22 protein-coding genes are annotated in these 23,743 nt (G+C 64.9%); 9 read left to right on the top strand and 13 right to left on the bottom strand.

The genetic code is table 11. The features are described 5' to 3' along the window. The first annotated feature begins 5 nt into the window (after positions 1–5). Positions 6–443, top strand: coding sequence for a ribonuclease HI (rnhA, locus tag Q8Q53_RS12840; protein ID WP_305702278.1), 438 nt, complete (start codon positions 6–8; stop codon positions 441–443). 257 nt (positions 444–700) lie between these two features. On the opposite strand, the gene Q8Q53_RS12835 is transcribed toward rnhA, so the two are convergent. From Q8Q53_RS12835 to Q8Q53_RS12825, 3 genes are read right to left on the bottom strand one after another with little or no spacing between them, the layout of a single operon-like run. Then, positions 701–883, bottom strand: a complete 183-nt coding sequence (locus Q8Q53_RS12835; protein WP_305702172.1) for a DUF1508 domain-containing protein — start codon at positions 881–883, stop codon at positions 701–703. A gap of 50 nt (positions 884–933) precedes the next feature. Continuing rightward, entirely contained in the window at positions 934–2,019 is a 1,086-nt protein-coding gene (locus tag Q8Q53_RS12830) for an FAD-binding oxidoreductase (RefSeq protein WP_305702171.1), read from the bottom strand. Between the two features lie 5 nt (positions 2,020–2,024). Next, complete coding sequence (locus Q8Q53_RS12825; protein WP_305702170.1) at positions 2,025–2,981, bottom strand: alpha/beta fold hydrolase; 957 nt, start codon at positions 2,979–2,981, stop codon at positions 2,025–2,027. An 85-nt stretch (positions 2,982–3,066) separates the two neighbouring features. On the opposite strand from Q8Q53_RS12825, the gene Q8Q53_RS12820 reads away from it, so the two are divergent. From Q8Q53_RS12820 to Q8Q53_RS12790, 7 genes are all read left to right on the top strand, one after another. Continuing rightward, complete coding sequence (locus tag Q8Q53_RS12820; RefSeq protein ID WP_305702169.1) at positions 3,067–3,567, top strand: prepilin peptidase; 501 nt, start codon at positions 3,067–3,069, stop codon at positions 3,565–3,567. 71 nt (positions 3,568–3,638) lie between these two features. Further along, complete coding sequence (gene cpaB / locus Q8Q53_RS12815) at positions 3,639–4,676, top strand: Flp pilus assembly protein CpaB (RefSeq protein ID WP_305702168.1); 1,038 nt, start codon at positions 3,639–3,641, stop codon at positions 4,674–4,676. A 1-nt stretch (position 4,677) separates the two neighbouring features. Beyond that, positions 4,678–6,357 carry a type II and III secretion system protein family protein gene (locus Q8Q53_RS12810; protein WP_305702167.1) on the top strand — a complete coding sequence of 560 codons (1,680 nt, stop codon included), beginning with the start codon at positions 4,678–4,680 and terminating at the stop codon, positions 6,355–6,357. An 11-nt stretch (positions 6,358–6,368) separates the two neighbouring features. After that, on the top strand, positions 6,369–7,016 hold the full coding sequence (locus Q8Q53_RS12805; RefSeq protein WP_371136557.1) for a CpaD family pilus assembly protein: 648 nt from the start codon (positions 6,369–6,371) through the stop codon (positions 7,014–7,016). 3 nt (positions 7,017–7,019) lie between these two features. Next, complete coding sequence (locus Q8Q53_RS12800; protein WP_305702166.1) at positions 7,020–8,309, top strand: pilus assembly protein CpaE; 1,290 nt, start codon at positions 7,020–7,022, stop codon at positions 8,307–8,309. 74 nt (positions 8,310–8,383) lie between these two features. Next, entirely contained in the window at positions 8,384–9,355 is a 972-nt protein-coding gene (locus Q8Q53_RS12795; protein WP_305702165.1) for a type II secretion system F family protein, read from the top strand. A 22-nt stretch (positions 9,356–9,377) separates the two neighbouring features. Then, on the top strand, positions 9,378–10,373 hold the full coding sequence (locus Q8Q53_RS12790) for a type II secretion system F family protein (protein WP_305702164.1): 996 nt from the start codon (positions 9,378–9,380) through the stop codon (positions 10,371–10,373). Positions 10,374–10,489: 116 nt separating this feature from the next. Here the strand turns inward: Q8Q53_RS12790 and Q8Q53_RS12785 are convergent, their stop codons facing one another. The 8 genes from Q8Q53_RS12785 to Q8Q53_RS12750 all read right to left on the bottom strand — a co-directional run bounded on the left by Q8Q53_RS12785 (position 10,490) and on the right by Q8Q53_RS12750 (position 17,229). Further along, positions 10,490–11,509, bottom strand: a complete 1,020-nt coding sequence (locus Q8Q53_RS12785; RefSeq protein ID WP_305702163.1) for a fumarylacetoacetate hydrolase family protein — start codon at positions 11,507–11,509, stop codon at positions 10,490–10,492. 3 nt (positions 11,510–11,512) lie between these two features. Next, positions 11,513–11,995 (bottom strand): MarR family winged helix-turn-helix transcriptional regulator, encoded by a 483-nt coding sequence (locus tag Q8Q53_RS12780; RefSeq protein WP_305702162.1) that lies wholly within the window; start codon positions 11,993–11,995, stop codon positions 11,513–11,515. Positions 11,996–12,067: 72 nt separating this feature from the next. Further along, positions 12,068–12,706 (bottom strand): maleylacetoacetate isomerase, encoded by a 639-nt coding sequence (maiA, locus tag Q8Q53_RS12775; protein ID WP_305702161.1) that lies wholly within the window; start codon positions 12,704–12,706, stop codon positions 12,068–12,070. Next, positions 12,703–13,566, bottom strand: a complete 864-nt coding sequence (gene mtnP, locus Q8Q53_RS12770) for an S-methyl-5'-thioadenosine phosphorylase (RefSeq protein ID WP_305702160.1) — start codon at positions 13,564–13,566, stop codon at positions 12,703–12,705. The genes maiA and mtnP overlap by 4 nt, the downstream gene beginning before the upstream one ends. Then, a complete protein-coding gene (locus Q8Q53_RS12765; RefSeq protein WP_305702159.1) occupies positions 13,563–14,201 on the bottom strand; it encodes a TetR family transcriptional regulator in 639 nt (212 codons plus the stop codon). The genes mtnP and Q8Q53_RS12765 overlap by 4 nt, the downstream gene beginning before the upstream one ends. Then, positions 14,198–15,070, bottom strand: a complete 873-nt coding sequence (locus tag Q8Q53_RS12760; RefSeq protein ID WP_305702158.1) for a crotonase/enoyl-CoA hydratase family protein — start codon at positions 15,068–15,070, stop codon at positions 14,198–14,200. The genes Q8Q53_RS12765 and Q8Q53_RS12760 overlap by 4 nt, the downstream gene beginning before the upstream one ends. Positions 15,071–15,208: 138 nt before the next feature. After that, entirely contained in the window at positions 15,209–15,991 is a 783-nt protein-coding gene (locus tag Q8Q53_RS12755) for an SDR family NAD(P)-dependent oxidoreductase (protein WP_305702157.1), read from the bottom strand. Between the two features lie 65 nt (positions 15,992–16,056). Next, positions 16,057–17,229 (bottom strand): acetyl-CoA C-acetyltransferase, encoded by a 1,173-nt coding sequence (locus tag Q8Q53_RS12750; RefSeq protein ID WP_305702156.1) that lies wholly within the window; start codon positions 17,227–17,229, stop codon positions 16,057–16,059. A 307-nt stretch (positions 17,230–17,536) separates the two neighbouring features. Between Q8Q53_RS12750 and Q8Q53_RS12745 the strand changes: the two genes are divergently transcribed. Next, positions 17,537–20,749, top strand: coding sequence for a TonB-dependent receptor domain-containing protein (locus Q8Q53_RS12745; protein WP_305702155.1), 3,213 nt, complete (start codon positions 17,537–17,539; stop codon positions 20,747–20,749). Positions 20,750–20,846: 97 nt separating this feature from the next. Here the strand turns inward: Q8Q53_RS12745 and clpB are convergent, their stop codons facing one another. Together clpB and Q8Q53_RS12735 are read right to left on the bottom strand one after the other, a co-directional pair. Then, on the bottom strand, positions 20,847–23,426 hold the full coding sequence (gene clpB / locus Q8Q53_RS12740; RefSeq protein WP_305702154.1) for an ATP-dependent chaperone ClpB: 2,580 nt from the start codon (positions 23,424–23,426) through the stop codon (positions 20,847–20,849). Between the two features lie 176 nt (positions 23,427–23,602). After that, positions 23,603–23,737, bottom strand: coding sequence for a transposase (locus Q8Q53_RS12735; protein WP_371136554.1), 135 nt, complete (start codon positions 23,735–23,737; stop codon positions 23,603–23,605). Positions 23,738–23,743 lie beyond the last annotated feature (6 nt).

Below are 23,743 nucleotides of genomic sequence, written 5' to 3'. Positions count from 1 at the left end.
ATGACATGAAGCGGGTCGAGGTGTTCACCGACGGCGCGTGCAAGGGCAATCCCGGCCCCGGCGGCTGGGGCGCGGTGCTGCGGATGGGCGCGCATGAAAAGGAACTGGCGGGCAGCGAACCGGGCACCACCAACAACCGAATGGAACTGACCGCGGTCATCCAGGCACTCAGCGCGCTCAAACAACCGTGCGAGGTCCACCTGCACACCGACAGCCGCTATGTGATCGACGGGATCACCAGCTGGATTTTCGGCTGGCAGAAAAACGGCTGGAAAACCGCCGCGAAAAAGCCGGTGCTGAACGCCGACCTGTGGCAGGAACTGCTGGCCGCCACGCGGGCGCACAAGATCAAGTGGATCTGGGTAAAGGGCCACGCCGGACACCCGGAAAACGAACGCGCCGACAAACTCGCCAGCGACGCAGCGGAAAGCCTGCGGCGGTAAAGCCAGAAGCCTCAAGCCACAGGCCCCAAAACCAACCCCCGTTCGTGTCGAGCGAAGTCGAGACACGTGCGCGCGGTGTCTCGACTTCGCTCGACACGAACGGAACGGGGGAATGGCGCGGCGGATTATCGGCGCGTTACCATCACCCCAACCCCGCCCATTTCGAGCTTGTCGATGCATCGTCTTGCACTTTAACCAAGCGCCAGAAACAATGCTGCAACCAGCTCAGGACAAGCGGGGCTTGATGGTGAGCGGGATCAGGCCGCAGTCGTATCGACCACTTCGGCACCGGGGCCGTTCTTCCTGATCGATTCGATTGCGTTCTTCGCACTGGCCTTGCTGCTGTAGCCTTCGGTCCAGAAAATCGTTTCCGCGTTGTAACAGAAATAGGCCACGAACTCGCCAGCCTTGTTTTTGCGGATTTCGAAACGGTGGGCCATGCAATTCTCCTTTGAATGACGCCCCAGTTTACCGCAAATATCCGGAATCGCTAGCGAAACCGATCAGGCGCGTAAGGTGCGGGATCAACCGTTCCGGCAGCCTGCCCCCGCAGCAGCAGCAGCGCGACGTCGGCGGCGGCAGGGGCGGTCTGGATGCCGAAGCCGCCCTGCCCCGCAAACCAGAAGAAGCCCGCAGCGGCAGGATCGAAGCCATAGACCGGCAGCCGGTCGGGCGCGAAGCTGCGCAGCCCCGCCCACTTGTGCTCGATCCGCTGGATGCGCCAGTCCACCACGTGTTCGAACCGGTCGATCGCCAGCGCCACGTCCAGTTCCTCCGGCGCGGCATCGCACGGCGGGCTGGCGGTTTCGTCATGCGGGCTGAGCCACAGCTTGCCCGCTTCGGGCTTGAAATAGAACAGCTCGTCAATCCCCAGCACCAGCGGCAGGTCGGTGGGCGGCGGCGGGTCCAGCCGCAGCTGCGCGACCGTTCGGCGATAGGGCTGGATGCCGATGGGCGGCACCCCCGCCAGCGCCGCGACGTCATCCGCCCAGGCCCCGGCGGCGTTGACCAGCACGGCGGTTGTGAGTTCCCGCCCGTCGGCCAGCGCGATCCGCCATCCGTCAGCGCCGCGCTCTGCCCTGGAAAGCCGCGCGTTGCACAGCAGTTCTGCCCCGCCGCGCCGCGCCTGTGTCAGCCAATGCTGGTGCAGTCCGGCTACGTCGATGTCGCAGCAATCCGGCTCCAGCGCGCCAGCGGCCCAGTCGGCCTGCAACCCCGGCAGGCGCAGTTCCAGCGCGGCCCGGTCCAGCCGCTCAACCCGCACCCCCAGCGCGCGGTAGGTGGCGATAAAATCATCAAGCTCGGCCAGTTCGCGCGCCCGTGCCAGCGTCAGCGCCCCGCGCTGGGTCAGAAAGCCATGCTCGCGCAGGAACGGCCCTGACGCGGTGGTCAGCGGCTGAACCCCCGGCCCGCCATAGCTTTCGGTCCAGAACGCCGCAGACCGCCCGGTGGAATGATAGCCGGGCTGCGCCTCTGCCTCTAGCAAGGCGACAGAACCGTGCGCGGCCAGCCCGGCGGCCAGCGACGCGCCCGCGATGCCGGCCCCGATGACCGCAAAATCATGCCGCTGGGCCATCGCGGTTACTGCCCCCCGCCCCCGGCGATCCGGGCCAGAAAGGCATCGGCTGCGGCCAGCGCGGGCATGCGCACTGCATCCGCCTCGCGCAGCACTTCGTGGTGCGATGCCTTGCCATAATTGATCAGCTGCGCATGGGGCAACCGCGCGGCAGCGCGGACCGTGGCGCCATAGCCGACCAGCTTGTCATTATCGGTCGCCAGGATCAGCACCGGCTGGCGCACATTTTCCAGCAAGCGCCCGACGAACAGGCCCCGCATGGAGGCATAGGCGCGCTCCACCCAGCCCCAGCTACCCGGCCCCATCACCAGTTCGGTGCGCGCCGTGCGCCACCACAGTTCATCCGCATAGCGCTCGGGATCGTGGGTCAGCAGATGGGCGCGTGCTTCGGGCGGCTCACCGGGCTTTTCGCTCCACTTCCAGGCCGGTCGGCGTGGATCGCCCAGCGCTTTCATCAACCGCGCCGCCGCGTGCATCACGGCATCGGGCAGCACGCTGGCGGTGAACCCCAGCATCGGCGCGGACAGCAGCACGCCGGCGGGATCGACCCGCCCTTCGGCCACCGCGCGCAGCGCCACATGCCCGCCCATCGAATGCCCCGCCAGCACATGCGGTCCCGGCGTGGCGGCGCACCAATCGGTCCACAGCGCGGCAAGATCATCCACCCAGGTTGCGAAATCATCGATATGGCCGGTCACCGCATCACTGCCCAGCCGCCCGGACCCCGCCTGCCCGCGCCAGTCCGCCGCCGTCACGTGCCAGCCAAGGGTGTGCCAGTGGCTAAGGGTTTCCAGGTATTTTTCGTAAAAATCGCCCCGCCCGGGCAGAAACAGGATCGACCCCCGCACGGTGCCATCTGCGACCGGCCAGTCGATCCGCCGGATGGCATGGCCATCGGGCGCGGCCCAGCGGGTTTCACGCGCGGCAGCCGGAATGGAACGCCGGTCAAACAGGTTGGTCACGTGGCTAATTCCAGCCTCTTGGGGGTGGTTACTTTTTGGTAAGTCCTGCCTTGTAAACCCCTTGGTCAAGACCTTGGGGGGCGCAATGCCGGACTTCGATTTTCGTTACCTATTGCTGGCGGGCTTGGCAATCGCGCTGCTGGTTGCGGCCGTCACCGATATCCGCCGCCGCCAGATCGACAACTGGCTGACACTGGGCATCGCCGCCGCCGCACCGCTGTATTGGTGGGCCAGCGGCATGGCGTTCATGCCCGATATCGCCTGGCAATTGGGGCTAGCCGCCATCACCTTTGCCGTCCTGTTCGGAATGTTCGCGCTGCGCGTGATGGGCGGCGGCGACGTCAAGCTGCTGACCGCGCTGGCGCTGTGGATCACCCCGCTGTGGTTCATGCAGCTGGTGATCGTGATGTCGATCATCGGCGGATTGCTGACCCTGGCGATGTGGATCAACCACCGCGCCCGCAAGCGGCAGGGCCGTCTCGCCATTCCATACGGAGTGGCCATCGCATGCGCCGGACTGTGGGCGCTGTTCGCCCAGCACCGCGCATTATTTCACCTTCCGGCCAACGCGGCCGGGTTGGGGTGAACCGGATTTTAACCAGTTTGCCCGATGGTGCAGTTTGAACGTCGGGAAATTTCTAGGGGGCTTGCACAGCCATGGATAAAAAGAAGCTGATGCTGCTGCTTGGCGCACTGGTCATTGCGATCGGGACGGCCATGGCTGCACGGAACCTGTTGGCTGGCGGATCAACGCCAGAGGCGGAGGCCGCCCAACAAATGCCCCAGGGACCCAAAGTGCTGGTCGCCCAGCGCGGGTTGCCGGTCGGCACGATCCTGACCGCCGATTCCGTTTCGTTCCAGCAATGGCCGAAGGAAATGGTGCAGGATGCCTATTTCCTCGACGGCGAAGCAGACATCAACAAGCTGCTGGGCACCGTGGTGCGCTATCAGGTGACTGCCGGTCAGCCGCTGACCCAAGGCGCGCTGGTGGCACCGGGTGACCGCGGCTTCCTCGCCGCTGCGCTGGGCGCAGGGATGCGGGCCGTCACCATTCCGGTGTCGCAGAAGACCGGCGTGGCCGGGTTCGTGTTTCCGGGCGATCATGTCGACCTGATGCTGACCCAGACCGTCAAGGCCACCGACGGCGGAGAATCGCTGAAGACGGCCGAAACGATCCTGCGCAATGTCCGCGTGCTCGCCACCGACCAGTCGACGCAAAGCGAAACCAAGGACAACGGCAAGACCGTGGTCCGCGCGTTCCGCACCGTGACGCTGGAAGTAACGCCCAAGATCGCCGAAAAGATCACCGTCGCCCAGACGCTCGGCACGATCAGCCTGGCACTGCGGTCCATCGCCGACAATCAGGCCGAACTGGACCGCGCGATTGCCAGCGGCAGCATCAAGGTGCCCGCCGGTGCAACCAGGGAACAGGAAGAAGCCCTGCTCAAGACCGCGCTGAGCCGTCCGAATGACGGTGCCACCACGTTCGTGACCGGCGGCGATGTATCGCGCTTCCAGCGCCGCACCGTTCCGCCGACCCGGCTGGAAGCGGCCAAGCAGATGGTTGAAACCGCCGTCAATGCCTATGCCGACCGGGCCGGTGCGCCGCTCGCCGCCGCCCCCAGTGCGCCGGTTGGCCCGGTGGTCCGCGTGACCCGCGGCAAGAACACCGTCGAAGAACAGGTGGGCCGTTAACATGAAGCGCAATCCAATCCACGCCGCGTGCGGCGCCCAGAAAGGCACCCCGATGAAGCGCCTTGCCTCTACTATCCTGTCCGCCGCCTGCCTGGCTGCCCCGCTGGCCCTGCTGCCAGTCGCCGCTGCCCAGGCCCAGTCGGTCAGCCGTCCGGCCAGCGACGTCGTCCTGTCGATCGGGCGCGGCCAGCTGATCACGGTTGGCGGGGCGATGGCCGATGTGTTCGTCGCCAACGATTCCATCGCCGACGTGCAGGTAAAATCGCAGCGCCAGCTGTATGTCTTCGGCAAGGCGGGCGGGGAAACCACGGTTTACGCCAGCAACGCCGCCGGTGACATCATCTGGTCGGCGAACGTCCGGGTCGGTTCCAATATCGAAAGCGTCGACCAGATGCTGCGTCTGGCCATGCCGGATGCCAAGATTGCCGTTTCGACGATGGGCACCAACACCTTCCTGCTGACCGGCACGATCGGCGCGCCCGAAGATGCTGCCGAAGCGCAGCGGCTGGTCGAAGCGTATGTCGGCAAGGACGCGAACGTGATTTCGCGCCTCAAAATGTCGACCCCGCTGCAAGTGAACCTGCAGGTCCGCTTCGCCGAAGTCAGCCGCTCGCTGGTGAAGGAATTCAGCAGCAACCTGGCGACCCGCGATCTGACCGGCGGCTTCAGCTTTGGCATGTCGCGCGGTCGCACGCCGGGGGTGATCGGCAATGCGATCGATTCCACCATGTTCCCGCGGCTTGACGCATCGACCTTCCTGGGTCTGCCGGCCGGTTCGATCTCGCTGCCGTACAATCCGCAGTCGGGCCAGTTCATCGTCGGCGGCACCTCCTATTCGTTCGCGGGCAATCAGGCGTCGCAGACGGCACTGGGGCTGGCGGGCAAGCTGTTCGGCATGGACATCCTGGCCGGGCTGGACATGGGCGAAAAGGTTGGTCTGGTGACCACCCTGTCGAACCCGAACCTGACCGCACTGTCGGGCGAAACGGCTGAGTTTCTGGCGGGCGGGGAATACCCGATCCCGATCAGCCAGGGCCTGGGCACGACCTCGGTCGAATACAAGAAGTACGGCGTCAGCCTGGCATACACCCCGTTCGTGCTGGCCAATGGCCGGATCTCGCTGCGGGTCCGCCCGGAAGTGTCCGAACTGTCGAGCCAGGGCGCGATCACGATCAACGGCTTCCAGGTGCCCGCACTGACCGTGCGCCGCGCGGAAACGACCATCGAGCTGGGATCGGGGCAAAGCTTCATGATCGCCGGGTTGATGAGCAACAGCGCGCAGAACACGGTGGAAAAGATGCCCGGTGCCGGTGACCTGCCGATCCTGGGATCGCTGTTCCGGTCAACCAACTTCCGCCGGGGCGAGACCGAGCTGGTGATCATCGTCACCCCGTATCTGGTCAACCCAGTCGACGCGAACGACATCAAGCTGCCGACCGATGGCTATCAAAGCCCCGATGATATCCAGCGCGTGCTGGGCAACATGGGCAGCGACGGCAAGATGGGCGCGAAACGCCCCGTCCCCACGGTCGCCCCCGATGCCGTGCAGGCCCCCCGGGTCGGCGAACTGATCGAACCTGCCGCCCCGGCGGCCGTCAAATCCGGCGACAAGAAGCCCAGGCGCAGCAAGACCCGCACCGCCAGTGCGGAAGCTGCCGCCCCCGGCTTTGGCCTGAACTGAGAGAGGTGACCATGATGCGCATTCACTCAACCCGCATGGCGCTTGCCGCCGCGATCACCCTTTCGCTGGGCCTGTCCGCTTGCGGCGGCATTCCCACCAACCGCAGCCTGGAAAGCAACCGCCAGCCGGTGGTCCAGCGCACCAACTACACGCTCGATGTCAACGCCGGTCCGGGCGGACTGTCGCTGCCCGAACAGCGCCGCCTGAGCGGCTGGTTCGAAGCGATGGACCTGCGCTATGGCGATCGGATCGCGATTGACGATCCGCTGCGCAGCGGCGCCACCCGCGCGGCGGTCGAAGCCGTAGTCGGCCGGTTCGGGATGCTGCTGGGCGATGAAGCCCCGGTTACCGCCGGGTATGTCAACGCAGGGTCCGTGCGGGTGATCGTCACCCGCTCCACCGCCAGCGTGCCGAATTGCCCGGACTGGTCGGCCAATTCCGATGCCAACCCGCTGAACGCCACCAATCCGAACTATGGCTGCGCGGTCAACAGCAACCTGGCCGGAATGGTCGCCGATCCGGAGCACCTGATCAAGGGCGCCACGGCCAAGGGCCAGACCACGATCATGAGCTCGACCAAAGCCATCGAAACCTATCGCGGGGCCACGCCGACCGGTGACGGCGGCCTGAAGGCCCAGTCCAGCCAGAGCGGGAAGTAAATCATGAATGCTCCTTGGAAACCCGGCACTCCGGGCAATCGCGACGCCTTCAACGCGTTCATCTGCGACGATGCGGCGCTGGACGTGCTGCGCCCGGTCGTGATCGAAATGGGCTGGCAGCCTGAAAAGTGCCACAAAGGCGGCCTGCGCAACGCGGTCCAGTCACTGTCGATCACCGCCAGCCCGAACATCCTGATGGTCGACCTGTCGGAAAGCGGCGATCCGCTGAGCGACATCAACGCGCTGGCCGAAGTGTGCGAACCGGGCACCGTGGTGATCGCGGTCGGTCAGGTCAACGATGTGCGGCTGTATCGCGATCTGATCGCCAGCGGCATCCAGGACTACCTGCTCAAGCCGCTGTCGCCCGGCCAGGTGCGCGATGCGCTGGTCAATGCCCAGGCAATTTTTGCTGCGCCCAAGAACCAGGACGTATCCGCGGCCAAGCGCCACATCTCTACCGCGGTGATCGGCACGCGCGGCGGCGTGGGGGCCTCGACGCTCGCCACTTCGCTGGCCTGGCTGTTCAGCGCCGACGAGAAGATGCCGACCGCGCTGCTCGACCTTGATGTCCATTTCGGCACGGGCGCGCTGGTGCTCGATCTGGAGCCGGGCCGCGGCCTGACCGACGCAATCGAAAATCCGGGCCGGATCGACGGACTGTTCATCGAACGCGCGATGATCCGTGCCAACGATCATCTGGCGATCCTGTCGGCCGAAGCGCCGATGAATTCGCCGCTGATGACCGACGGCGCCGCTTTCGTGCAGCTGGAGGAAGAGTTCCGCCAGGCGTTCGAAATGACCGTGATCGATCTGCCGCGCAACATGCTGATCAACTTCCCGCACCTGCTGGCCGACGTGAATGTCGTGCTGGTGGTCGCGGAAATGACGCTGGCTTCGGCCCGTGACGCGATCCGCATCCTGTCGTGGCTGAAAGCCAACGCCGCACACGCCCAGCCGATCGTGGTGGCCAACAAGGTGCAGGCCGGGGTTGCCGAAATCAGCAAGGCCGATTTCGAAGCCTCGATCGAACGCAAGATCAGCTTCACGATTCCCTATGACATCAAGGCGGCGTCGAATGCCGCCAAGCTGGGGCAGACCTTCGCCGACGCCAACCGTTCGTCCAAGGCCGGCACGGTGATCCGCGAAATCTCCAAGGCGGTGCTGGGTGTCGGTGACGGGGCCGTGGCCGATGACGTGGTCAAGACCAAGACCTCGCTGCTGGGCAAGTTCGACCTGAAGGCGATGCTGGCGAAGAAGGACAAGACCAAGGCACCCGCCGGGGTGAATGGCTGATTGGCCAGGCTGGAATATGGATGACCGAACCGCTCCGGCGGTTCGGCACCCGCTAGGGAAAGCGTGATCCGACGATGAACATGATCCAGATCCTGCTGGTTGCCGTGGGCCTGATGGCCTTCATGGTGCTGGGCTACCTGGCGTTCGCCGGGCCATCGGCGACGAAGGAAGGCGCACGCCGGTTGCAGGCCGTGCGGTTCCGGCATTCGGACAGCGCCACCGACCGGGTGGAGGCGCAGCTGCGCAAGGCTGTCGCATCGCGCAAGCCGCAGATACACCACATCGCCGGTTCGGAATCGCGGGTCGCGGCGCTGGCGCTGCGGTTGCACCAGACCGGCAAAGGCTGGACCCTGGCGCAATATGCCTATGCCTCGATCGGGCTGGCGGTTGTACTGACGGTGCTGGTCTACCTGAAATCCGGCGCGGCGCTGCTGTCGCTGGGAGTTGGCGCGCTGGTGGGGGCAGGTTTGCCGCACATGGTGGTCGGCCACTTCATCAAGCGGCGCGGCAACAATTTCACCACCAAGTTCCCCGACGCGATCGAACTGCTGGTGCGCGGCCTGCGCTCTGGCCTGCCGGTCACCGAAACGCTGGGCGTGGTGTCAACCGAAGTCCCCGGCCCGGTGGGCGAAGAGTTCAAGCTGGTGACCGACCGCATCCGCGTCGGCAAGACCATGGAAGATGCGTTGCAGGAAACCGCCGACCGGCTCAACACGCCCGAGTTCAGCTTTTTCTGCATCACGCTGGCCATCCAGCGCGAAACCGGGGGCAACCTGGCCGAAACGCTGTCGAACCTGGCCGACGTGCTGCGCAAGCGCGCCCAGATGAAGCTCAAGATCAAGGCGATGAGCTCGGAATCAAAGGCATCCGCGATCATCGTCGGGTCGCTGCCGTTCATCGTGTTCGGCCTCGTCTACTGGATGAACCCCAATTACCTCGGCGGCTTTTTCACCGACGACCGGCTGATCGTGACCGGGCTTGGCGGCCTGACATGGATGGGCATCGGCGTGTTCATCATGGCCCAGATGGTCAACTTCGAAATCTGAGCGAGGGACAGGAACCACCATTATGAACACCCCGCCCGGACCCACACTGCTTGGCATCGACGTCATCTGGATCGGATCGATCCTGGTCGGGCTGGCCACCATGGCCGTCATGTTCGCGATCTATACCGCCATTACGATCCGCGATCCGATGCAGAAGCGCGTCAAATCGCTGAACGAACGGCGCGAACAGCTGAAGGCCGGGATCATCACGCCCGCGACCCGGAAACGCGCCAGCCTGGTGCGCAAGAACGAAACCACCGACCGGATGCGGGACACGCTGTCCGCGCTGAAGGTGCTCCAGCAAAGCCAGCTGGTCCTGATCCAGCAGAAGCTGGCGCAGGCCGGGATCCGGCGCAAGGAACTGGGCGTCGCGATCATCTTCGCGCGCATGGTGCTGCCGATCGTGCTGGGCGGAATCGCGGGCTTCGTGATCTATGGCATCAACTACTTCCCCGACTGGGGCGGGATGAAGCGCGTGATGGGCTTCGCCGCAGCGGTGGGACTGGGTTACAAAGGCCCGGAAATCTTCCTGTCGAACCTGATTTCCAAGCGCACCGACGCGATCCGCAAGGGTCTGCCAGACGCGCTGGACCTGTTGGTGATCTGCGCCGAAGCCGGTCTGACCGTCGACGCCGCGTTCAACCGCGTGGCCAAGGAACTGGGCCGCGCCTACCCAGAACTGGGCGATGAATTCGCGATGACCGCGATTGAGCTGTCGTTCCTGACCGAACGCCGCCAGGCCTTTGAAAACCTGGCCTTCCGCGTCAATCTGGAAGCGGTGAAGGGCGTGACCACCACCATGGTCCAGACCGAACGCTATGGTACGCCGCTCGCCTCCGCGTTGCGCGTGCTGTCAGCCGAATTCCGCAACGAACGCATGATGCGCGCCGAAGAAAAGGCCGCGCGCCTGCCCGCGATCATGACCGTGCCGCTGATCCTGTTCATCCTGCCGGTGCTGTTCATCGTGATCCTTGGCCCGGCCGCCTGCTCGATCGCCGACGCCTTCTCGAAGGACTAGTTCTCGAAGGACTGGGCGCGGGCCGCAGCTGCGGGCCAGACAAAAACCGCCGGGGGCATGGCCCTCGGCGGTTTTTTATTCGGTCTTGTTGACCGGGCGTCGTCGGCGGCGAAGCTTTAACCCTGCACGACCTCGTTCTCGATCGCGCCAAAGATCGTGTGCCCCCGCGCGTCCTTCATCTCGATCCGCACCACATCACCGTATTGCAGGAACGGGGTCGTCGGCGCACCGCTGGCAATGGTTTCGACCATGCGCTGTTCAGCGATGCACGAATAGCCGCGCCCGCCTGCGCTGACCGGACGACCAGGGGAACCATCGGGATCGCGGTTGGATACCGTGCCCGATCCGATGATCGAGCCTGCACCGATCCGCCGCGTCTTTGCCAGATGCGCAATCAGCGTGCCGAAATCGAACGTGCACTCCTCGCCCGCGTCGGCCCGGCCGAATGGCTGGCCGTTGAGGTCCACCGCCAGCACCCCGTTCAGCCGTCCGCCATCCCATGCCGCGTCCAGCGCGTCGGGCGTGGCGAACACCGGCGAAAAATGCGTGGCGGGCTTGGACTGGACGAAGCCGAAGCCCTTGCCCAGTTCACCGGGGATCAGGTTCCGCAGCGACACATCGTTGACCAGCCCGATCAGCCGGACATGGCCCAATGCATCGGCCGCGCTGACGCCCTGCGGCACATCGCCGGTGACAACGCAGATTTCCGCTTCCATGTCACAGCCCCAGGCCGGATCAGCCAGCGGAATTGCCGCGCGCGCGCCGCGCAGATCATCGCTGCCGCCCTGATACATCAGCGGATCGTGCCAGAAGCTGTCCGGCAATTCGCTGCCGCGCGCGCGGCGCACCAGTTCGACGTGATTGACGTAGGCCGATCCATCCGCCCACTGATACGCGCGCGGTAACGGGGCGAGCGCCTCACGTTCATGAAAGCGTTCCCGCGGGATCGCGCCGTGTTCCAGTTCCGTCGCCAGCGCGCGCAGCACCGGTTCATGCCGGTCCCAGTCATCCAGTGCGGCCTGCAACGTCGGCACCAGATGATCGGCATCGGCATACCAGGCCAGATCATCGGAAACGACCACCAGCCGTCCATCCCGGCCAACCCCATCGCGCGCAGGCAGCGTTGCAAGTTTCATCGGTCAGTTATCCCTTTCTGGTGCGTGTTGCGGTGCCAGCCGTTCCAGCTTGCGCACCTGTTCGTTGATCCGGGCCAGCACGGCCTTGAAATCGCGGCGTTCCTGCGCGGTCAGGACCGAGAACAGCTGCTGCTCCATGCTCAGCGCCAGCGGCATGATTTCGGCATGCATCGCCTTGCCCGCCGGGGTCAGTTCCAGATGGTGCGACCGGCCATCGCGGTCGTTCGGGCTGCGGGCGGCCAGGCCCCGATCCTCCAGCATCTTGCAGGCGCGGTTGACCGCCACCTTGTCCATCCGGGTCGCGCCGACAAGGTCGCGCTGGGTCAGCGCGCCGGCATCGCCCAGCACCGCCATGACCCGCCATTCGGGGATCTTCAGGCCAAACCGCGCGCGGTATTTGCCCGCCACCAGATCGGATACCGCGTTGGTGCTGACCGACATCTGGTAGGGCAGGAAATCCGACAGCCGGGATGAACGCGAAGGCATGACAAAATGGTTCCTGTTGCAACCATTTGGCTACGCCCTGCCGCTGCAAAGCGCAACGGCAAAGGACGCCGCTCAGGCTGGTTTGACCGCTTCGGGTGCGGCAGCGGCAAACGCGGGCAAGGCGCGCAGCGCCGCATCGATCCGTTCCAGCCGGGGATAGCCGCCAGTCGGCACCCCAAAGCGCCGCGCGCTGTACATTTGCGGGACCAGGCAGACGTCCGCCAGATCGGGGGTCGCCCCGCCGAACAACCCGGTTTCCGGCGCAGTCGCTTCCAGCGCCGCCAGTCCATCGCCCAGCCAGCGCTGCAACCAGCCGTCAATCGCCGCCTTGTCCTGCCCCATCTCATGCCGCAGATATTGCTGCACCCGCAGGTTCTGGAGCGGATGGATTTCTGCCGAAATGGTCAGCGCCGCCGCCAGTGAGCGCGCGCGCGCAGCCGGATCGGCCGCCAGCAACGGCGGATCGGGAAACCGCGCGTCGAGGTAGTCGATGATCGCCAGCGACTGGCTCAGCCGGTGGCCGTCGATTTCCAGCAGCGGGATCAGCCCCAGCGGGTTGAGCGCGCGGTAATCCGCCCCGCGCTGATCGCCCGCCACCAGATCGACCTGAACCGCGCGATAGGCCACCCCTTTGAGGTTGAGTGCAATCCGCACCCGATAGGCAGCCGATGAGCGCCAGTAATCGTGCAGGACCACTTCGCCGTCCGTCACAGCACGCGTCCGGCCACGGCGTTCAGCCTGGCGCGTAAGACCGGGTCGCGCGCATCGGGCGCGGTCATCACCGCGTTGTCGAGCGCGCTGTCAATCGGGCTGGCGCTGCGCTGCGCGGGCAGCGCTGCGGCGAAGCGCCGCACCACCCGGTGGGCCAGCGCGACATTGCGGTGCATCACGCCCAGCACATCCCCGGCGCTCACCGCTTCGCCCTCGCGCCAGCTGTCATAGTCGGTCACCATCGCCAGCAAGCCATAGGGTAGTTCAGCTTCGCGGGCGAGGCGCGCTTCGGGCATGGCGGTCATCCCGATCACATCCGCACCCCAAGCGCGATAGAGCCGGCTTTCCGCGCGGGTGGAAAACTGCGGCCCTTCCATCGCCAGATAGCAGCCGCCGCGATGGACGTTCGCCCCCTCCCCCGCCGCCGCATCGGCCAGACCGCCGGACAGGCGCGGGCAGACCGGATCGGCCAGGCTGACGTGCGCGACAATGCCTTCGCCAAAAAAGCTGCCCGCGCGGCTCGTGGTGCGGTCGATGAACTGGTCCACCGCCACGAAATGCCCCGGCCGCATCGCCTCGTTCAGCGAACCGATAGCGGACAGCGCGACCACATCGGTCACCCCGCAGCGTTTCAGCACATCGATGTTGGCGCGGTAGTTGATCGCTGCGGGCGCAATCCGGTGCCCCGGCCCGTGGCGCGGCAGGAATGTAAAGCGCACCCCGGCCAGCGTGCCAGTGGTGACAGCGGCGGACGGCACGCCAAACGGGCTGGAGACTTCGATTTCCTGCGCGTCGTCTAGACCGATCCCGGCTGCCAGACCCGATCCGCCGATCACCCCGATGTGCCAGCTGCCGGTCATGTGCGAGCCAGAATGCCCGCCATGATGAAGTCGATGCAATGCTCGCGATAGGCATCGCGCAATTCGGCGGTCAGCGTATCGGTATCGAAGCAGTGCTTCAGCACCAGCCGGGCGGAAAAGAACCGGTCCGCCGCGCCCGTGGCGGTGAAATAGAACAGCTGCGGGTTCACGTTGCGGAACAGGCCCTGCTTGACCCCGTCCTTGATCAGCCGGTCATAGGCGCGGTGGAGCGGCATGAGATAGGCGTTGGCGATCCGCTGCGCTTCTTCATCATCGCTTTCGCGCACCAGCCGCATCAGCAGCCGGTTGAGGTAAGGCGTTTTATAGAACGTATCGACCATCGCCCCGATATGCCGCCGCAGCCGCGCATCGGGGGCCATGTCCTTGGCCATCAGCGCATCGACCGAAGTGACGATATCGGCCATGTCCCGGTCCAGCAGCGCGCGCATCAGGCCCGCCTTGTTACCGAAATAATACTTCACCAGCGCCGAATTGAGCCCCGAACGCAGCGACAGTTCCGACAGCGAGATATCGACGATATCGCCTTCGCGCATGATGTCCGATGCGGTCTGCAACAACAGATCGCGGGCGCCTGCGCCGGCCTCGCCGTCGGTCTTGTGCGCGCTGTCGGTCATTCGTACGGCGGCTCCTCACCCCACCACGGGTAGAAGTCGGGCATATCGGCAGAAACCCGGCCAGGGAAGGCGGGCGGGCGCTTCTCAAGGAAGCTTTGCACACCTTCCTTCGCGTCGACGCCCTTCGACAGGCGATAGATCGCGCGGCTGTCGACCTTGTGCGCTTCCATCGGGTGCGCGCCGGGGGGAATGCGCCACAGCATCGCGCGGGTCATCGCCACCGACACGGCCGAGGTGTTGTCCGCGATTTCACGCGCCAGCCCGCGCGCGGCGTCCAGCAGTTCCCCCTGCGGGTGGACTGACCGGACCAGCCCGCCGCGCAACGCTTCCTGTGCGTCGAAAATCCGGCCGGTCATGCACCATTCCAGCGCCTGGCTGGTGCCGACCAGCCGCGGCAGGAACCAGCTGGAGCACGCCTCCGGCACGATCCCCCGGCGCGCGAAAACAAACCCGTACCGCGCGTTTTCGGATGCCAGCCGAATGTCCATCGGCAGCTGCATCGTAATGCCCACGCCCACAGCCACACCGTTGCACGCGCCGATCAGCGGCTTTTTCGACTGATAGAGCCGCAGCGTCAGCAGCCCGCCGCCATCGCGCACACGCGGATCGGACAGGTCCTCCACCGCCTCGCCGCTGGCAAACACCGCGCGCCCGTCATCGGGCGTCAGATCGGCCCCGGCGCAATAGGCCCGGTCGCCCGCGCCGGTAAAGATTACCGCCCGCACGCTGTCATCGGCATCGGTGCGGTCCATCGCATCGATGATTTCGCTCATCATCGTGCCGGTGAAGGCATTGAGTTTTTCCGGCCGGTTGAGCGTCAGCGTGGCGATGCCTTCGCTGATGTCGAGGCTGATCTGCGAATAACCCATTGCCTTCTCCCGTTATATTTTATCGCATCGCCCCTTTTTTGGCGCGTCCCGGCGCAGGCGGGGGCATTTACCCGGTCAGCAGTCCACTTGCGGCCTGAGGCCCCCGCCTGCGCAGGGGCGCCAGATACCGCCGTGACCTTAACGCGGGGCCATGCGGATGCCACCGTCGAGCCGCACGTCCTCGCCGTTGAAATAGCCGTTCTCGACCATGCACAGCGCCAGCGCGGCGTATTCCACCGGATTGCCAAGGCGCTTGGGATTCAGCACCGTCGCGCCCAGGGCGTCGCGCACGTTCTGCGGAGCGCCAGCCAGCAGCGGGGTGTCGAAAATGCCCGGCAGGATGGTGTTGACGCGGATGTTCTCGCTCGCCAGATCGCGCGCGATCGGCAGGGTCATGCCGACGACGCCGCCCTTCGAGGCGGAATAGGCGGCCTGGCCCATCTGGCCATCTTCAGCCGCGACCGAAGCGGTGTTGACGATCGCGCCGCGATCCCCGTCTTCCTGCGGATCAAGCGTCAGCATGCCAGCCGCCGACTTGGCGATGCAGCGGAACGTGCCGACCAGGTTGATCTGGACGATCCAGTTGAACGCATCGAGCGGGAAGTGCTTGATCGAGCCGTCTTCCTTGCTGCGGCCGGCGGTCTTGATCGCGTTGCCGGTACCGGCGCAGTTGATCAGGATGCGTTCCTGCCCGTGGGCCGCGCGGGCCTGCGCGAAGGCGGCGTCGACGCTGTCGTCGCTGGTGACGTTGCATTCGCAGAACACGCCGCCGATTTCAGCGGCAACGGCTTTGCCCTTTTCTTCCTGCAGATCGAAAATCGCGACCTTCACGCCCTTCGCGGCCAGCGCGCGGGCGGTGGCGGCGCCAAGGCCCGAAGCGCCCCCGGTGACGACGGCAGCAACAGTGTTGTCGAGCTTCATGTCAGTGTCCTCTTGAATATACGGAAATGAGCGACCCCGGCGCCGTGCCGGGGCCGCCAAAAAGTTCAGACCATTTCGACGATCGTGACGTTGGCGACACCGCCGCCTTCGCACATCGTCTGCAGGCCAACCTTGCCGCCGCGCGCCTTCAGCGCGTGCAGCAGCGTCGACATCAGCTTGGTGCCCGAAGCGCCAAGCGGATGGCCCAGCGCAATCGCGCCGCCATTGACGTTCAGCTTTTCCGGGTCCGCGCCGGTGTGCTTGAGCCACGCCATCGGCACCGAAGCGAACGCCTCGTTCACTTCATAGAGGTCGATATCGCCGATCTTCAGGCCCGCCTTGGCCAGCGCCTTGTCGGTCGCGAACAGCGGTTCTTCCAGCATGATGATCGGATCGCCAGCGGTCACGGTCAGCGTGTGGATCCGGGCCAGCGGGGTCAGATTATAGCGCTTGAGCGCGGCTTCCGACACGACCAGCGCCGCCGACGAGCCATCGCAGATCTGGCTGGAGCTGGCCGCGGTCAGCGTGCCGCCTTCGGACAACAGCTTGACGCCCGAAATGCTTTCCAGCGTCGCGTCGAACCGGATGCCTTCGTCCTGGGTGTGCATCGCCGCGCCATCGGGCGTCTCGATCGCGATCGGCACGATTTCGCCAGCAAAGGCCCCGGCGTTGGTCGCGGCAATCGCCTTCTGGTGGCTGGACAGGGCAAACCGGTCCAGATCGTCCTTGGTGAAGCCATGCTTCTGGACAATCATTTCCGCGCCCATGAACTGCGACCACATCACGCCCGGATACTTTTCCTCAAGCCCCGGCGACTTGTAATTGCCCAGCCCTTCCTTGGCATGGAACATTGCGCTGCTGCCCATCGGCACGCGGGTCATGCTTTCCACGCCTGCTGCGATCACCACGTCCATCGTGCCGGACATCACCGCCTGCGCGGCAAACTGGATCGCCTGCTGCGAAGAACCGCACTGGCGATCGATCGTGACCGCCGGGGTTGATTGCGGCAGCGTCTTGGACGCCAGCACCGCGTTGCGGCCAACCTGACCGGCCTGCTGTCCGGCCTGCGTGACGCAGCCCATGATTACATCTTCGACAGCGCCGGGATCAATCCCGGTGCGCAGCACCAGCGCGTCGAGCGCGGCGGCGGCCAGATCGACCGGATGGACCCCGGCCAGACGGCCCCCACGCCGTCCACCGGCGGTCCGCACTGCATCAACGATATAGGCTGTCGCCATGTCCCGATTCCTTTTCAATGACAATTTAATCGATCGATTAAGGTGCGCGGTGGCGAGCGTCAAGCGGCAGGTCTGCCCCAGCCTGCGATGGCGCATGCGCGTTTGTTGCAAAAAGACAACACAGCAACTGCAAATGCCGCGTTCCAGAAATCCTGATTTGCAACCCTTTTACGACTGCAACAAGGTGCGGGAATCGAGCTTTCGCCTGAAAGTTCCTGCAGACGCAAATGGGCGGACTGGCCTGGTGCGTTTGTGTTGAACCGTTCTCCGCGCCTTGCGCGGCAATAATCTAAGGGGCCTCAAACTTATGAATTTCATCCGGAAGTCGGCGCTGAACAGCGCGACCTGTCTTTCCAGCGCGGCGCTTGCTGCGGCGCTGTTCGGCCTTGGCACCGCTGGCACAGCCTATGCGCAAGATGCGGCCGCCGATGCTGCGGCATGTGAAGATGCCAACAACAACGGCGTCTGCGATTCGGATGAATCCGCCCAGATCGTGGTGACCGGCTCGCGTATTGCCCGCCCGACGCTCAGCTCGCCCGTGCCGCTGACCTCGGTCAGCGTGGCCGACCTGACCGACACCGGCGACATTTCGCTGGGTGACGCGCTGAACGACCTGCCGTCGCTGCGCTCGACCTTCAGCCAGGGCAACTCGACCCGCTTCATCGGCACCTCGGGCCTCAACATCCTTGACCTTCGCGGCCTGGGCATTTCGCGCACGCTGGTGCTGGTCAACGGCAAGCGCCACGTGACCGCACTGCCGGGTGACTACCTGGTCGACGTGAACACCATCCCGGTTGACCTGCTGGAACGCGTTGACGTGGTGACCGGCGGCAACTCGGCCGTTTACGGTTCGGACGCCGTCGCCGGCGTCGTCAACTTCGTGCTGAAGCGCAGCTACGAAGGTCTGTCGCTGCGCGGTCAGGGCGGGATTTCCTCGCGCGGGGACCGTGGCAGCTACTTCGTCGCCGGAACCTGGGGCAAGAACTTCGCCGATGGCCGCGGCAACATTGCCGTGTCGGCCGAATATGCCCGCCAGGAAGAAGTGCTGTTCCTCGCCCGCGATTACCTGACCGGGGCGTCTTCGGGCCGCTGCCAGTTCCAGACAGTGGAACCGACTGCCGGTGAACCCAACGGCACCGACGGCATCTTCGACACCAACTTTGAATGCGGCGTGAAGAACGGTTCGATCTCTGACGGCGGCACCATCGGCCGCGTCGGCGTGGGTCGCTATCTGCGCTTCAACGATTCGGGCCAGCTCTATGTCGATGTGCCCGAAGGCAACTACGAACTCGGCGGTTCGACCAACATCAAGGGCGGCAACGGCTCGACCCTGCGCAACACTGGCCAGATGCTGCCGAAGAGCGAGCGCATGGCGTTCAACCTGCTCAGCCACTTCGACGTGTCGGAAGCATTCCGTCCCTACGTCGAAGCCAAGTATGTGCGCACCCGCGCCAACCAGGAAGGCCAGCCGACCTTTATCGCCTCGGCCACCTTCAACCCGACCTGGCGCTGCGACAACGGCTTCCTGACCGCCGCAAATCGCGCCATTCTGGCCGCTAACGGCGTCTGCACCGCCGGTGCAACCGCCGCACAGACCTTCCCGCTGTCGCGCTTCAACGTTGACCTTGGCGGTCGCGGTGAAACCCACACCCGCGAAACCTATCGCATTGTCGGCGGGTTCGAAGGCACGTTCAACGACGACTGGAACTACGAACTCTCGCTGAACTACGGCGAACTGAAGACCAAGATGAACGCGATCAACGTTGCGCGCATCCGCAACGATGCCGGCACGGCAGCCGACGGCATGGCGCTGGCAGTCGATTCGGTTCTGGCACCGGTCGGCTTCTCCGGCACCAACTTCGTCGTCAACGGCGATGGCCAGAAGGTGATCTGCCGCGTCAACGCAGTCACCAACACCCGCACCGACTGTATCCCGCTGAACCTGTTCGGCTATGGTCAGTCCACCGCAGAAGCGCGCGCATTCTCGAACGGCACTGCCACCCGCAACGAAAAGGCGACCCAGTTCGTCGCTTCGGGCAGCGTCAGCGGCGATCTGTCGCAGCTGTTCGAACTGCCGGGCGGCCCGATCAGCTTCGCGCTGGGCGGCGAATACCGTGAAGAAACCGCGTTCAGCGATTACGACAGTGCATCCAAGAACGGCGCGTTCTTCTTCAACCGCTTCTCCACCTTCGCTCCGCCGAAGCTGACCGTGAAGGAAGCGTTTGGCGAAATCAGCATCCCGCTGCTGCGCGAAATGCCGCTGGCCCATGAACTGACCGTCAGCGGCGCTGGCCGCGTGTCGGATTACAACACCTCGGCCGGCACCGTCTGGGCGTGGAACGTTCAGGGCATCTATGCGCCGATCCCGGATGTCCGGTTCCGCGCTGGCTATGCCACCTCGGTCCGTGCCCCGACGCAGAGCAACCTGTTCTCGCCGCAGACCCAGAACTTCGCGCAGATCGGCGATCCCTGCGATACCATCAACATTTCGAGCAACCCCAACCGCGCCGCAAACTGCGCCGCGGGCGGTGTGCCGACCACGTTCAACGCTGCTGCAGTTGCAGCCTGCGTCACCTCGTCGGTTCCGGCTGACCAGCGTGAACTCGGCGATCCGTGGGTGAACTGCACCGCGCGCACCTCGTCGACCGGCTTTGTGTCGGGCGGCAACCCGACGCTGGTTCAGGAAACCGGCAAGAGCCTGACGCTGGGCGTAGTGGTCGAACCCCGGTTCCTGCCGGGTCTGAACCTGACGGTCGATTACTATCGCATCGAAGTGACGAACCTGATCGCCGCACTGGGCGCGCAGACCATCCTCAACTTGTGCTATGACAGCGCGACCGGCATCAACAATCCGTTCTGCTCGACCGTCAATCGCGATTCGACCACCGGCCTGTTCGTGCAGCCAGCGGTGATTTCGGGCGGGGTCAACTATGCCAAGCAGGAAACGCGCGGCATCGACATCGACCTGAGCTATCGCAAGACGTTCGACAACGGCCAGCGCCTGACCGTCCGTGCGATCGCCACCCGCGTCACCATGCTGGACAACTACACTGATCCCACCAACCCGACTGTGCCGAACCGCCAGCTGGGCGAACTGGGCGATCCGATGTGGGCCGCCAACTTCTCGGTCGCCTATGACTTCGGTCCAGTCGATGTCGGTTATTCGGTGCGCTATATCGGCAAGCAGGCCGTCGGTGCGTGGGAAGCCCAGCATCAGTATACCGGTCTGTGCCCGACTTCGGGCAGCACCGGCCTGTCGGGCGGCAGCTGCACCCCCGGCCAGCTGGCCACGCTGGACCCGCAGAACCTCGACCAGTTCCCGGAAGTCTACTATCCGGGCCGCATCTACCACAACATGCGGATCAACTACGAGCTGCCGGACAAGAAGTTCAACTTCTATGTCGGGATCGACAACCTGACCGACGTGAAGCCGCCGTTCGGCCTGCTCGGCACGGCTGCCGGCGATCCGTATGACACCTTCGGGCGTTACGTTTACGCCGGGTTCCGGGCGAACTTCTAAGTTCGCCTGCCCCGCGCGGGACACAGGAAATGGGCGGCGTGGCACCAGCCACGCCGCCCTTTCGGTTTGGCGATCGGTTCAGGAGGATCCCGCGCCGTCAGGTCACGACAATGTTCAGCGCGCCATCGCCTTCGTCGATCTTCAGCCTGCTGCCATCGGGGATTTCCCCGCCCAGCAGCTTTTCGGCCAGCGGATCCTGCAAATACCGCTGCACCGCCCGCTTCAGCGGCCGCGCGCCATAGACCGGATCGTAGCCCACCCGGCCGAGCCAGCGCTTGGCCGCATCGGTCAGGTCCAGCGTGATCTTGCGGTCCTTGAGCAGCTTGCCCACCCGGCCGACCTGGATTTCCACGATCGGAGCCATGTGCTCCATGCCCAGGCGGTGGAACAGGATGATCTCGTCCAGCCGGTTCAGGAATTCGGGGCGGAAATGCCCGCGCACGATTTCCATCACCTGCGGCTCGACCGTGGCCACATCCTGCCCTTCTTCCAGGTTCGCCAGATACTGGCTGCCGAGGTTGCTGGTCAGGATGATCAGCGTGTTGGTAAAGTCCACCACGCGGCCCTGCCCATCGGTCAGGCGGCCATCGTCCAGCACTTGCAGCAGCACGTTGAACACGTCGCTGTGGGCCTTCTCGACCTCGTCGAACAGCACGACCTGATACGGCCGCCGCCGCACCGCTTCGGTCAGCACGCCGCCCTCGTCATAGCCGACATAACCCGGAGGCGCGCCGATCAGGCGGCTGACGGAGTGCTTCTCCATGAACTCGCTCATGTCGATCCGCACCATCGCGGTGTCATCGTCAAACAGGAACCCGGCCAGCGCCTTGGTCAGCTCGGTCTTGCCGACGCCCGTGGGGCCAAGGAACAGGAAGCTGCCCAGCGGCCGGTTCGGGTCCTGCAAACCGGCACGCGCGCGGCGCACCGCCTTGGACACCGCCAGCACTGCATCGGCCTGACCGATCACGCGCTGGCCGATCACCTGCTCCATCTTGAGCAGCTTCTCGCGCTCGCCCTCCATCATCCGGTCGACCGGGATGCCGGTCCAGCGGCTGACCACGGCAGCGATATCGTCGGCGGTCACTTCCTCGCGCAGAAGCGCGTTTTCGGCCTGACCCTGCGCCTCGTTCAGCTGGCGCTCCAGTTCGGGAATACGGCCGTATGACAGCTCGCCGGCTTTCGCCAGATCGCCCGCCCGCTGGGCCTGTTCCAGTTCCAGCCGCGCGGCATCGAGCGCTTCCTTGATCTTGCCTTCGGTCGCGATCTTGTCGCGCTCGCTCTGCCAGCGGGTGGTAACCTCGGCGGATTGCTGCTCCAGATTGGCCAGTTCCTCACGCAGCGCCGCCAGCCGGTCCTTCGATGCCTGATCGGTCTCCTTGGCGAGCGCCATTTCCTCGATCTTCAGCTGGATGATCCGCCGGTCCAGCACCTCGATTTCCTCGGGCTTGCTTTCCACTTCCATCCGGATGCGGCTGGCCGCCTCGTCCATCAGGTCGATCGCCTTGTCGGGCAGGAACCGGTCCGCGATGTAGCGGTTGGACAGCGTCGCCGCCGCGACAATCGCATTGTCGGCGATCCGCACACCGTGGTGCAATTCATAGCGGTCCTTCAGACCGCGCAGGATCGAGATCGTGTCCTCGACCGTCGGTTCGCCGACGAACACCGGCTGGAACCGGCGTTGCAGCGCGGGGTCTTTCTCGACGTGCTTCTGGTATTCATCCAGCGTGGTCGCGCCGATGCAGTGCAGTTCACCGCGCGCCAGCGCCGGCTTGAGCAGGTTGGACGCATCCATCGCGCCCTCGCCCTTGCCCGCGCCAATCAGCGTGTGCATTTCATCGATGAACAGGATGATCTCGCCCTCGGCGCCCTTCACTTCGTCGAGCACGGCCTTCAGCCGCTCCTCAAACTCGCCGCGATACTTCGCGCCCGCGATCAGCGACCCCATGTCGAGGCTCATCAGGCGGCGGTCCTTCAGGCTGTCGGGCACGTCGCCATTGGCGATGCGCAGCGCCAGGCCCTCCGCAATCGCGGTCTTGCCTACGCCCGGTTCACCGATCAGCGCCGGGTTGTTCTTGGTCCGGCGGGCCAGAATCTGGATCGTCCGGCGAATTTCCTCGTCGCGGCCGATCACCGGGTCCAGCTTACCGTCGCGCGCGGCCTGGGTGAGGTCGCGGGCGTATTTCTTCATCGCTTCATAGGAATTTTCGGCGCTGGCATTGTCCGCACTGCGCCCGCCGGTCACTTCCTGAATGGCCGTTTCCAGCGCGCGCGGATCAACGTTGGCCGCTTTCAGCGCCTGTCCCGCCGGATTGGTCAGCCCCAGTGCCAGCGCCTGCAAGATGCGCTGCACGGTGACATAACTGTCGCCCGCCTTGGCCGAAAGCTGCTCACACTGATCGAGCAGCCGCACGGCATCGTTGTCCAGCCCGGGCGTCTGCTGCGCCCCGCCGCCGGTCACTGCCGCGATTCTGCCCAGCGCCTTGTCGGTTTCCGCCTGCGCGATGCCGAGATTGCCGCCCGCGCGGGTTATCAGCCCGGCGGCCATGCCCTCGTTATCTTCCAGCAGCGCCTTCAGGATATGTTCGGGGGTGATCCGCTGATGGTTCAGCCGGATCGCAACGGTCTGTGCGCTCTGGAGAAAACCCTTGGCGCGATCGGTAAATTTTTCGAGGTTCATGGTGTGTCAGCCTCCTGTCACACCAACAAGTAGTGTTGCCAAATCGCAACACAAGGGGTGCCGACAAGAATTTACACCACCGCTGGAGCGGTTTTTTGAGATTGGCACTGGGGGCAGGTCCGCAATTGGGAAACAAAGCGCCAAAAAATGGCGGATTTGCGAGAATCTAACGCTATCTAGGCGGCGTGGACAAATTTGAGCCAGTATCTGGCGGTGGCGATATGGACCATTCCGAGGAAGCTGTTGGCCAGTTGATCGTATCGGGTGGCGATGGCGCGGTTGATCTTGAGCTGCCCAAACATGCGCTCGATGCGATT

The sequence above is a fragment of the Novosphingobium sp. genome (genome assembly GCF_030699305.1).
Taxonomy (GTDB): Bacteria; Pseudomonadota; Alphaproteobacteria; order Sphingomonadales; family Sphingomonadaceae; genus Novosphingobium.
The sequence above is the reverse complement of the archived record's forward strand: the minus strand, read 5'-3'. Positions and strand labels throughout refer to the sequence as shown.

Bases quoted from the DNA above. Each gene is read 5' to 3' on its own strand.
- Q8Q53_RS12800 (WP_305702166.1), top strand. From the start codon at position 7,020: ATGAATGCTCCTTGGAAACCCGGCACTCCGGGCAATCGCGACGCCTTC.
- Q8Q53_RS12750 (WP_305702156.1), bottom strand. From the start codon at position 17,229: ATGGCGACAGCCTATATCGTTGATGCAGTGCGGACCGCCGGTGGACGG.
- Q8Q53_RS12765 (WP_305702159.1), bottom strand. From the start codon at position 14,201: ATGACCGACAGCGCGCACAAGACCGACGGCGAGGCCGGCGCAGGCGCC.
- clpB (WP_305702154.1), bottom strand. From the start codon at position 23,426: ATGAACCTCGAAAAATTTACCGATCGCGCCAAGGGTTTTCTCCAGAGC.
- cpaB (WP_305702168.1), top strand. From the start codon at position 3,639: ATGGATAAAAAGAAGCTGATGCTGCTGCTTGGCGCACTGGTCATTGCG.
- Q8Q53_RS12835 (WP_305702172.1), bottom strand. From the start codon at position 883: ATGGCCCACCGTTTCGAAATCCGCAAAAACAAGGCTGGCGAGTTCGTG.
- Q8Q53_RS12785 (WP_305702163.1), bottom strand. From the start codon at position 11,509: ATGAAACTTGCAACGCTGCCTGCGCGCGATGGGGTTGGCCGGGATGGA.
- mtnP (WP_305702160.1), bottom strand. From the start codon at position 13,566: ATGACCGGCAGCTGGCACATCGGGGTGATCGGCGGATCGGGTCTGGCA.
- Q8Q53_RS12790 (WP_305702164.1), top strand. From the start codon at position 9,378: ATGAACACCCCGCCCGGACCCACACTGCTTGGCATCGACGTCATCTGG.
- Q8Q53_RS12820 (WP_305702169.1), top strand. From the start codon at position 3,067: ATGCCGGACTTCGATTTTCGTTACCTATTGCTGGCGGGCTTGGCAATC.
- Q8Q53_RS12810 (WP_305702167.1), top strand. From the start codon at position 4,678: ATGAAGCGCAATCCAATCCACGCCGCGTGCGGCGCCCAGAAAGGCACC.
- Q8Q53_RS12805 (WP_371136557.1), top strand. From the start codon at position 6,369: ATGATGCGCATTCACTCAACCCGCATGGCGCTTGCCGCCGCGATCACC.
- Q8Q53_RS12745 (WP_305702155.1), top strand. From the start codon at position 17,537: ATGAATTTCATCCGGAAGTCGGCGCTGAACAGCGCGACCTGTCTTTCC.
- Q8Q53_RS12780 (WP_305702162.1), bottom strand. From the start codon at position 11,995: ATGCCTTCGCGTTCATCCCGGCTGTCGGATTTCCTGCCCTACCAGATG.
- Q8Q53_RS12755 (WP_305702157.1), bottom strand. From the start codon at position 15,991: ATGAAGCTCGACAACACTGTTGCTGCCGTCGTCACCGGGGGCGCTTCG.
- Q8Q53_RS12795 (WP_305702165.1), top strand. From the start codon at position 8,384: ATGAACATGATCCAGATCCTGCTGGTTGCCGTGGGCCTGATGGCCTTC.
- Q8Q53_RS12760 (WP_305702158.1), bottom strand. From the start codon at position 15,070: ATGGGTTATTCGCAGATCAGCCTCGACATCAGCGAAGGCATCGCCACG.
- rnhA (WP_305702278.1), top strand. From the start codon at position 6: ATGAAGCGGGTCGAGGTGTTCACCGACGGCGCGTGCAAGGGCAATCCC.
- Q8Q53_RS12830 (WP_305702171.1), bottom strand. From the start codon at position 2,019: ATGGCCCAGCGGCATGATTTTGCGGTCATCGGGGCCGGCATCGCGGGC.